Origin of the sequence: Marichromatium sp. PS1 (genome assembly GCF_041155115.1) — a bacterium.
Classification (GTDB): domain Bacteria; phylum Pseudomonadota; class Gammaproteobacteria; order Chromatiales; family Chromatiaceae; genus Marichromatium; species Marichromatium gracile.
In genome coordinates this window covers 449,880-459,354 of record NZ_BAAFHB010000004.1, presented here as the reverse complement: position 1 = coordinate 459,354, position 9,475 = coordinate 449,880, and the positions used below count along the sequence as shown (strand labels likewise).

Below are 9,475 nucleotides of genomic sequence, written 5' to 3'. Positions count from 1 at the left end.
GGTGCGTGCTTGCTGCTCGATCGCCACGCTCGCCATCGGTCATGCCGCGCGGCGCGCGGATGCGATGGCGGGGAGCGGCTGAGTGCGGGGATGACATGCGCGCTGGACTCCGGGCGGTGGGCAGGATGCGCCGCGGTCGGCATACCGCGTGCGAGGGTGCCGACCTGGTGCTGGGTGGTGGGCTTAACTCCCTAATTATATGGGGCGATGGGTGCGCCTCGCTGTGATTCGAGGCGCATTCGGGTCGACCCCTTGCGGCCGTGGTCGGCGTGTTGCCCGCCGGATCCTTCAGTGACGGGCGCGCGGCACGTAGCGGTCGGGGATGAGGATGGTGGGGGTGCGCTGCGAGGCGTCGCGGCGCGGGAAGTCGAGGGTGTAGTGCAGCCCGCGGCTCTCGCGCCGGCGCAGCGCCGACTGGATGATCAGGTCGGAGACCTCGAGCAGGTTGCGCAGCTCGATGAGGTCGTTGCTCACCCGGAAGTTGGCATAGTACTCGATCACCTCGTGGGCGAGCAGGTCGGCGCGGCGCTTGGCGCGACGCAGCCGCTTGGTGGTGCGCACGATGCCGACATAGTCCCACATGAAGCGGCGCAGCTCCTCCCAGTTGTGGGTGACCACCACCTCCTCGTCGGGCTCGGTCACCCGGCTCTCGTCCCACTCCGGCGCGTCGGGAGCGAACTCGACCTTGGGTGCCAGGCGGGCGATGTCCTCGGCAGCGCGCTCGGAGTAGACCAGGCATTCGAGCAGCGAGTTGCTGGCCATGCGGTTGGCCCCGTGCAGCCCGGTGTAGGCGGTCTCGCCGCTGGCATAGAGCCCGGGCAGATCGGTGCGGGCGTGACTGTCGACCATCACCCCGCCGCAGGTGTAGTGCGCCGCCGGCACCACCGGGATGGGCTCGCGGGTGATGTCGATCCCCAGTTCGAGACAGCGGGCGTGGATGGTCGGGAAGTGCTCGATGATGAACTCGGCCGGGCGGTGGGAGATGTCGAGATAGACGCAGGGCGCGCCGAGACGCTTCATCTCGTGGTCGATGGCGCGCGCGACGATATCGCGCGGGGCGAGTTCGGCGCGCTCGTCGAAGCGCGGCATGAAGCGCTCGCCGTCGGGCAGCAGCAGCCGTGCGCCCTCGCCACGCAGCGCCTCGGTGATCAGGTAGGAACGCGCCTCGGGGTGATAGAGACAGGTCGGGTGGAACTGCATGAACTCCATGTTCGCCACCCGACACCCGGCGCGCCAGGCCATGGCGATGCCGTCGCCGGTGGAGACGTCGGGGTTGCTGGTGTAGAGATAGACCTTGTTGGCCCCGCCGGTGGCGAGCACCACGAAACGGGCCATGAAGGTCTCGACCTGGCCGTTGCCGAGATCGAGGATGTAGGCGCCGAGACAGCGATGATCGCGGCTGCCCGGCAGGTGTTTGGTGGTGATCAGGTCGACGGCGATGTGCTGCTCGTAGAGCGAGACGTTGGCGCGCTCGCGCACCTGCGCCTCGAGCGTGGTCGCCACCGCGCGCCCGGTGGCGTCGGCGGCGTGGACCACGCGCCGGTGCGAGTGCCCGCCCTCGCGGGTGAGGTGGTAGCCGCCGGTGCTCTGATAGGCCTCGTCGCGGGTGAACTCGACACCCTGGTCGAGCAGCCAGCGGATGTTGTCGGGGCCGCGCTCGACGACCATTCGCACCATCTCGCGATCGCACAGATGGGCGCCGGCCTTGAGGGTGTCCTGGACGTGCGACTCGATCGAATCGTGCTCGTCGAGCACCGCCGAGATGCCGCCCTGGGCGTAGAGGGTGCTGCCCTCGACCAGCTCGCGCTTGGAGACCACCGCGACCGAGAGATCGGGATCGAGTCGCAGCGCGAGACTGAGCCCCGCGGCACCACTGCCGAGGATGAGGACGTCATGACGATGAACGGTTGCTGGCATGGTCGGGACTCGCTGCAATAGGGAACAGGGATGGTTCAACGCCGGTCTCGGGAGGTGCTCGGGGCCGGAGTCGTCTCCACGCCGCGGCGCGGGGCAGCCTTCATTTTTATGCCGCCGGGGTCGGGAAATCCAGTCCGCACGCCGTGCCACTGCCGTGTCGTGACGATGGCGGCGACCGATCGATGGGGCCGTGAGCGTTGCACGGACTTGCCGCTTCGAGCGATTCCGGTCAGGATTGCATGCTTTGATTCGCACGGTCGGGGTCGGATTTTTGCGGCCCTGTCCGAAGAACTTCCTAACCGGGGAGCTGTCCATGCCAACGGAGCCGATGGTCGGGGGACCGGCGGTCGTGACCCATGTCTGAGCGTCAGGCCGATCAGGAGCTGGTCGAGCGCGCCCAGGCCGGTGACAAACGCGCCTTCGACCTCTTGGTGCTGAAGTACCAGCAGAAGATCTCCAACCTGATCTCGCGCTATCTGCGCGACCCAGCGGAGGTGATGGATGTCGCCCAGGAGTCCTTCCTCAAGGCCTATCGCGCCTTGCCGGGGTTTCGCGGAGAGAGCGCCTTCTACACCTGGCTCTACCGGATCGCCGTCAACACCGTCAAGAATCATCTCGTCGCCCAGGGGCGGCGCCCGCCGGGTGGCGATGTCGAGGCCGAGGTGGCCGAGCAGATGGAGGGCGGCGGGCGGTTGCGCGATGGCGCCACGCCCGAGCGTGAGCTGCTCGGCGACGAGATCGCGCGCACGGTCCAGGCCGCGCTCGACGACCTGCCCGATGACCTGCGCACGGCGATCATGCTGCGGGAGTTCGAGGGCATGAGCTATGAGGAGATCGCCAATGCCATGGAGTGCCCGATCGGCACCGTGCGCTCGCGCATCTTTCGGGCGCGTGACGCGATCGACAAGCGATTGCGTCCGTTGCTCAAGCCCTGAATATGGGCGTCAACCGCCCGTGCGGCATGTCCGTTCGGGCCTTGGGTGGCCCAGCGCTCGGCTCGCGCGATGACGCGTGAACCTCGGGTGCAAGGCCGAGACAGCGACAGAACCCAGCGCAGGCGTGAACCAATGACCGAGCTAAGACAACGACTTTCCGAACTCCAAGACGGCGAACTCGACTCCGCCAGCGCCGGGCGCCTGCTCGACACGCTGGCGCACGATGACGCGTTGCGCCAGACCTGGGCGCGCTACCAGATGATCGGTCACGCCATCCGCGGCGAGCGACTCGATCCGTCGTGCGCCGGGGTGGCCGATGCGGTGCGTGAGCAGGTGGTGGCCGACGCCCTGGTGTTCCATCAGCGCCATCGCTTCCAGCCGCGCCGCGCGCTGGCGCCGGCAGCGGGGATGGCGCTGGCCGCCGCCGCGGCCTTCGTCGCGGTGTTCGCGGTGCCGCCGCTGTTTCTCCAGGGCGGCGACCGGCTCGAGGGCGGCTTCCCGGCCACGGCGCAGCATCAGGCACCGCCGCCTGCGGTGGTCACCGTCGGCGACGGGCGCTGGGGCATCGATCGCCCGGATCTCGCCAACAAGCTCGATCTGTTCCTGGTCACTCATCAAGACACGGCCTCCGCCAGCGGGGCCAAGGGCATGCTGCCTTATGCGACCTTCGTCGGTTATGAATCGCCTCGCTAGTCCCCGGTCGACCGGTCGGGTCTGCCTGCTCCTGCTGTGTCTGAGCACGCCCCTGGCCGGGGCGTCGGGAGAGCAGGCGCGCATGCGCTCCGATGCGCCGGTCGCCGAGTTGCTCGACCGGATGTCCGAGGCGCTGCGCGCGCTCAGCTACGAGGGCACCCTGGTCTATCTCCATGACAACCAGCTCGAGACCCTGCACCTGATCCATCGTGTCGCCGCCGGTCACACCCAGGAGCGTCTGGTCGCGCTCAGCGGCCCGGTGCGGGCGCTCTCGCGCGACTCCCGGCGGGTCAACTGCACCATGCGTGACGGCTACGGCATCTCGGTGCGGAGCGCCGGCGGCGGTGGCGGCCTGATCGACACCAACGGCATCGACCCCGAGCGCCTCGGCGAACACTATCGTGTCGAACGGTTGGGGCGGGGGCGGGTGGCCGGACGCGATACCGAGGTGATCGGCATCATCCCGCGCGATGCGCTGAGATACGGCTATCGCTTCCATATCGACCGTGCGACCGCGCTGCCGCTCAAATCCGATCTGATCGACCGCTCCGAGCAGGCGCTCGAGCAGCTGATGTTCGCCACCGTCACCTTCCACCCCGACGACGGCACCGAGCCCGAGGCCGCGCCCCAGGGCGTGCGCGAGGCGCCGGTGACCGAACCGCCGCCGCAATGGCGGTTCGTCGATCAGCCCACCGGGTTCGAGCTGGTGACCCATCACCGAATCCCACAGGACGACGGCGGCGAGCTCGAGCACTTCCTGTTCACCGACCGGCTCTCGGCCTACTCGATCTATGTCGAACGGACGGCCACCCCCGGGCTCGAGGGGGCGACCAACATCGGTGCCGTGCATGCCGCCGGGGCCTGGCGCGCCGGTTATCAGATCACCGCGGTCGGCGAGGTGCCGGTCGCGACCGTGGAAGCGGCGGTGGCGGGCGTGCGCCGCCACGCCGAGGACTGAACCATGATCGAAGAACAGGGGCGGGTGATCGCCCGCGACGGTGATCACGTTCGCGTCCGGACCCAGCGGCGCAGCGTCTGTGGCGGTTGTGCCGCGCGTGGCGCCTGTGGCACATCGTTGCTCGAGCGGCTGTTCTCGCGGCGCGCCGCCGAGGTCCGCGCACGTGATCGGATCGGGGTCGAGGTCGGCGACGAGGTGGTCCTGGCGATCTCGGCTCAGGGCGTGCTTCGGCTCTCGCTCGCGGCCTATCTGGCGCCGACCCTGGGGCTGGTGCTCGGTGCCGTGGCGGGAAACGCACTCGGTGGCGCCGCGTCCGATCCGCTGGGGTTGCTCGGGGCCGGTTTGGGTCTTACTCTCGCACTGGTGTGGCTTCGCGGCTACAGTCGTGCCCTGGCCCGGGATCCATCACGCCAGCCGGAGGTGATCCGTCGTCTCGGCGCCGAGCCGCTGCGGGTGACCTTGCTCGAGCCCTGACGGCTGATTGCGCCCGTCGCTCCAGGCGCCCGCGAACCCGCCAGCCAAGCGGCCCCGGCCGCGCCGATGAATCATTGAGGAGCAACCATGCGCTCGAAACCCCGTCTCTCGCTCGCTCTGACCACCTTGCTCTGCTGCGCCCTGGCGCCGGGGATGGCCGTCGGGCGTACCCTGCCGGACTTCGCCAGCCTGGTTGCCGAGAACGGCCCCTCGGTGGTCAACATCAGCACCAAGCAGCACACGTCCTCGGTCTCCGAGATGCACGGCTTCACCATCCCCGACCTGCCCGACGAGGGGCCGCTGCGCGACTTCTTCGATCGCTTCTTCGGCGAGGAGGGCGAGCTGCCCGACGACATCGAGTCGCGCTCGCTCGGCTCCGGCTTCATCGTCTCCTCCGACGGCTTCGTGATGACCAACTCGCATGTCGTCGAGGGCGCCGACGAGATCGTGGTGCGTACCAGCGATCGGCGCGAGTTCGTCGCCGATCTGGTCGGCACCGACAAGCGCAGCGATATCGCGCTGCTCAAGGTCGACGCCGAGGGCCTGCCGGCGGTGCGCATCGGTTCCTCCAAGGATCTCCAGGTCGGTGAATGGGTGCTGGCGATCGGCTCGCCCTTCGGCTTCGAGTCCTCGGCCACCGCCGGTATCGTCAGCGCCAAGGGGCGTAACCTGCCCTCGGAGAACTATGTCCCCTTCATCCAGACCGATGTCGCCATCAATCCCGGTAACTCAGGGGGGCCGCTGTTCGATCTCGATGGCCGCGTGGTCGGCATCAACAGCCAGATCTACAGCCGCACCGGCGGTTTCATGGGGTTGTCGTTCGCGATCCCGATCGATGTCGCCATGGATGTGATCGAACAGCTCAAGACCAAGGGGCGCGTGACCCGTGGCTGGCTCGGGGTGATGATCCAGGACGTCACCCGCGAACTGGCCGCGAGCTTCGGCCTCAAGCAGCCGCGCGGCGCGCTGGTCGCCGAGGTGTTGGCCGACAGCCCGGCGGCGGCGGCCGGGTTGCGCCCGGGCGACGTGATCCTCGCCTTCGACGGCAAGGACGTGCTCACCTCCAGCGCCTTGCCGCCGCTGGTCGGGGTGACGCCGATCGGTGAGCAGGCCGAACTCAGGGTGCTGCGTCGTGGCGAGCGGATCAGCCTCTCGGTCACCATCGCCGAGCTGCCCGAGGAGGACGCCTTCGCCGCGCCGCCGGCGCTCGATGAGACCCCGGCCAACCGTATCGGCCTGGTGGTGCGCGCCATCGCCCCGGAGCAGCGCGAGCACTTCGGCGTCGAGCAGGGCGGGGTGATGGTCGAGGCCCTCGAACCCGGCCCGGCCGAGCGCGCCGGGCTGCGCGCCGGCGACCTCATCCTGATGCTCGACGGCCAGCCGGTCGCCGACCCCGCCGATTTCGAGCAGATCCTCGCCGGGATCGAGCCGGGGCGCTCGGTGGCGGTGCTGGTGCAACGCAGCGACGGGCGGATGTTCTTCGCCATCCGCATGCCCGACCCCGAATGATCCGGGCATCGGCCCGGCCAGCGCGGCTATCCTCTTCGCTGGCCGCTGGCCGCTGGCCGCTGGCCGCTGGCCGCTGGCCGCTGGCTGGCCGCTGCCTGATGCGCCGTCCCCCGCGCCTCTGGTAAGATGAGCGGCTATCTGTCGCGATGCCGCGCCCTCAACCGGGCGGCATCGCGATCACTCGCATTCATCAGCCGCTGGGCGCACACGCAATCCCGATGACCGATCTCTCCCACATCCGTAACTTCTCGATCATCGCCCATATCGATCACGGCAAGTCGACCATCGCCGACCGCTTCATCCAGGTCAGCGGAGCCCTGACCGATCGCGAGATGTCGAGCCAGGTGCTCGACTCCATGGACCTCGAGCGCGAGCGCGGCATCACCATCAAGGCGCAGAGCGTCACCCTGAACTATCAGGCGCGCGACGGCGAGACCTACCAGCTCAACTTCATCGATACCCCCGGTCACGTCGACTTCTCCTACGAGGTGTCGCGTTCGCTCGCCGCCTGCGAGGGCGCGCTGCTGGTGGTCGATGCCGCCCAGGGCGTCGAGGCGCAGAGCGTGGCCAACTGCTACACCGCGATCGACCAGGGGCTCGAGGTGCTGCCGGTGCTCAACAAGATCGACCTGCCCTCGGCCGAGCCCGAGCGGGTGATCGGCGAGATCGAGGAGATCATCGGCCTGGAGGCGACCGACGCGCTGCGGGTGAGCGCCAAGACCGGTCTCGGCATCCCCGATCTCCTCGAGGCGCTGGTCGAGCGCATCCCGCCGCCCGAAGGCGACCGCGAGGCACCGCTGCAGGCGCTGATCATCGACTCCTGGTTCGACCCTTACGTCGGCGTGGTCTCGCTGGTGCGGGTGGTCAACGGCGAGATCCGTCGTCGCGACAAGATCCAGATGCTGTCCACCGGGCGCACCCATCAGGTCGATGCGGTCGGCGTCTTCACCCCGAAGAAGACCGACCGCGAGTGTCTCTCCACCGGCGAGGTCGGCTTCCTCATCGCCGGCATCAAGGAGATCGACGGCGCGCCGGTGGGCGACACCATCACCCATCCCGACAACCCCGGTGCCAAGCTGCCGGGCTTCAAGGAGATGCGCCCGCGCGTCTTCGCCGGGCTCTATACCGTGGTCACCGACGACTACGAGGACCTGCGCGAGGCGCTCGGCAAGCTGCGCCTCAACGACGCCGCGCTCTACTACGAGCCCGAGGTCTCCCAGGCGCTCGGCTTCGGCTTCCGCTGCGGCTTCCTCGGCATGCTCCACATGGAGATCATCCAGGAGCGGCTCGAGCGCGAATACGACCTCGACCTCATCACCACCGCGCCCACCGTGGTCTACGAGGTGCTGCGCAACGACGGCGAGCTGATCAAGGTCGACAACCCCGCCAATCTGCCCGAGCCGAACCAGATCGCCGAGGTCCGCGAGCCGATCATCGAGGCCCACATCCTCGTCCCGCAGGACTATCTCGGCGCGGTCATCACCCTCTGTATCGAGAAGCGCGGGGTACAGAAGAACCTGCAGTATCTCGGCGGCCAAGTGCAGGTCACCTACGACCTGCCGCTGAGCGAGGTGGTGCTCGACTTCTTCGACCGGCTGAAGTCGGTCAGCCGTGGCTTTGCCTCCTTCGAGTACGAGTTCAAGCGCTTCGAGGCCGCCGACCTGATCAAGCTCGACGTGTTGATCAACGGCGACAAGGTCGACTCGCTGTCCTCGATCGTCCATCGCGCGCAGTCGCAGTCGCGTGGGCGCGAGGTCACCGAGCGGATGAAGGAGCTGATTCCGCGGCAGATGTTCGAGGTCGCCATCCAGGCGGCTATCGGCACCAAGATCATCGCTCGCACCACGGTCAAGGCGCTGCGCAAGAACGTCACCGCCAAGTGCTACGGCGGTGACGCCACCCGCAAGCGCAAGCTGCTCGAGAAGCAGAAGGCCGGCAAGCGGCGCATGAAGCAGGTCGGCAAGGTCGAGATCCCGCAGGAGGCCTTCCTTGCCGTGCTCCAGGTCGGCAAGGATAATTGAGCCCGCCGGCCGCGCGCCCGGTGCGCGCGGCCCCGGCGCCCGTCACTCGCCGCTCGCCCGTTCGGGTGGACGCGCCCGCCGTCGCCTGTCGCCCCCCGGGGCACGGACCATCCCCTAAGGACCAAGAGACCCTGCAGACGCAATGACCAACTTCGACTTTCCCGCCTTCCTGGTGCTGGCCTCCGTGGTGACCGGCGCGATCTGGCTGCTCGACGCGCGCTGGCTTGCCCCGCGTCGCCGTGCCGCCGCCGGTGGCGCCCCGGTCAAGGAGCCGGTGGTGGTGGAGTATGCGCGCGCCTTCTTCCCGGTGATCTTCGCGGTGCTGATCCTGCGCTCGTTCGTGGTCGAGCCCTTCCGCATCCCCTCGAACTCGATGATGCCGACCCTGCTCACCGGTGACTTCATCCTGGTCAACAAGTACGCCTACGGGCTGCGTCTGCCGGTGCTCAACGCCAAGTTCGTCGACATCGGCGAGCCCGAGCGTGGCGACGTGGTGGTGTTCCGCTTCCCGCTCGACCCCTCGACCGACTACATCAAGCGGGTGATCGGGCTGCCCGGCGACGTCATCGGCTATCGCGGCAAGACCGTCTATCTCAACGGCGAGCCGGTGGCCCAGCTGCCGATCGGGCGCTACACTGGTGTCGGCTCCGGGCGAGAGATGACCGGCGCGCGCGAGGCCCTCGAGAGCCTCGGCGGGGTCGAGCACAGCATCCTCACCCGTTCGCGCGCCCCCGATCTGCCGCCCGGCTGCCGGGTGCTCGCCTTCGGTTCGGTCAAGGTGCCGGAGGGGCAGTACTTCGTGATGGGTGACAATCGCGACAACAGCAACGACAGTCGCTGCTGGGGCTTCGTCCCGGAGGAGAATCTGGTCGGCAAGGCGTTCGGCATCTGGATGCACTGGGACGGTGCCCGCGACGGCCTGCCGATCGCCTGGTCGCGACTCGGCGACGGAATCGACTGAGGTGCGA

General features: G+C 68.5%; 8 protein-coding genes. 7 read left to right on the top strand and 1 reads right to left on the bottom strand.

Annotation, left to right across the window (positions count from 1 at the left end; translation table 11 throughout):
• Window positions 1-288: 288 nt before the first annotated feature.
• Window positions 289-1,917: an L-aspartate oxidase gene (gene nadB, locus ACAM26_RS11110; protein ID WP_123141036.1), complete on the bottom strand. Its 1,629-nt coding sequence runs from the start codon at window positions 1,915-1,917 to the stop codon at window positions 289-291.
• Between the two features lie 356 nt (window positions 1,918-2,273).
• Here nadB and rpoE point away from each other — a divergent pair, with 356 nt between their 5' ends.
• From rpoE to lepB, 7 genes are all read left to right on the top strand, one after another.
• The gene (gene rpoE / locus ACAM26_RS11105; protein WP_062274792.1) at window positions 2,274-2,852 is read left to right on the top strand and encodes an RNA polymerase sigma factor RpoE; all 579 of its coding nucleotides are present in this window, start codon (window positions 2,274-2,276) and stop codon (window positions 2,850-2,852) included.
• 132 nt (window positions 2,853-2,984) lie between these two features.
• On the top strand, window positions 2,985-3,545 hold the full coding sequence (locus ACAM26_RS11100) for a sigma-E factor negative regulatory protein (RefSeq protein WP_165913505.1): 561 nt from the start codon (window positions 2,985-2,987) through the stop codon (window positions 3,543-3,545).
• An 82-nt stretch (window positions 3,546-3,627) separates the two neighbouring features.
• The gene (locus ACAM26_RS11095) at window positions 3,628-4,503 is read left to right on the top strand and encodes a MucB/RseB C-terminal domain-containing protein (protein WP_223806149.1); all 876 of its coding nucleotides are present in this window, start codon (window positions 3,628-3,630) and stop codon (window positions 4,501-4,503) included.
• Between the two features lie 3 nt (window positions 4,504-4,506).
• Window positions 4,507-4,977, top strand: a complete 471-nt coding sequence (locus ACAM26_RS11090; protein ID WP_123141033.1) for a SoxR reducing system RseC family protein — start codon at window positions 4,507-4,509, stop codon at window positions 4,975-4,977.
• A gap of 87 nt (window positions 4,978-5,064) precedes the next feature.
• Entirely contained in the window at window positions 5,065-6,486 is a 1,422-nt protein-coding gene (locus ACAM26_RS11085; protein WP_123141032.1) for a DegQ family serine endoprotease, read from the top strand.
• Window positions 6,487-6,704: 218 nt separating this feature from the next.
• On the top strand, window positions 6,705-8,507 hold the full coding sequence (gene lepA / locus ACAM26_RS11080; RefSeq protein WP_123141031.1) for a translation elongation factor 4: 1,803 nt from the start codon (window positions 6,705-6,707) through the stop codon (window positions 8,505-8,507).
• Between the two features lie 142 nt (window positions 8,508-8,649).
• Window positions 8,650-9,468 (top strand): signal peptidase I, encoded by an 819-nt coding sequence (gene lepB / locus ACAM26_RS11075; RefSeq protein WP_369613663.1) that lies wholly within the window; start codon window positions 8,650-8,652, stop codon window positions 9,466-9,468.
• Window positions 9,469-9,475: the final 7 nt, after the last annotated feature.

What these genes read in the sequence shown, in the direction of transcription:
- nadB (WP_123141036.1), bottom strand. Translation starts at nt 1,917, where the DNA reads ATGCCAGCAACCGTTCATCGTCATGACGTCCTCATCCTCGGCAGTGGT.
- rpoE (WP_062274792.1), top strand. Translation starts at nt 2,274, where the DNA reads ATGTCTGAGCGTCAGGCCGATCAGGAGCTGGTCGAGCGCGCCCAGGCC.
- ACAM26_RS11100 (WP_165913505.1), top strand. Translation starts at nt 2,985, where the DNA reads ATGACCGAGCTAAGACAACGACTTTCCGAACTCCAAGACGGCGAACTC.
- ACAM26_RS11095 (WP_223806149.1), top strand. Translation starts at nt 3,628, where the DNA reads ATGCGCTCCGATGCGCCGGTCGCCGAGTTGCTCGACCGGATGTCCGAG.
- ACAM26_RS11090 (WP_123141033.1), top strand. Translation starts at nt 4,507, where the DNA reads ATGATCGAAGAACAGGGGCGGGTGATCGCCCGCGACGGTGATCACGTT.
- ACAM26_RS11085 (WP_123141032.1), top strand. Translation starts at nt 5,065, where the DNA reads ATGCGCTCGAAACCCCGTCTCTCGCTCGCTCTGACCACCTTGCTCTGC.
- lepA (WP_123141031.1), top strand. Translation starts at nt 6,705, where the DNA reads ATGACCGATCTCTCCCACATCCGTAACTTCTCGATCATCGCCCATATC.
- lepB (WP_369613663.1), top strand. Translation starts at nt 8,650, where the DNA reads ATGACCAACTTCGACTTTCCCGCCTTCCTGGTGCTGGCCTCCGTGGTG.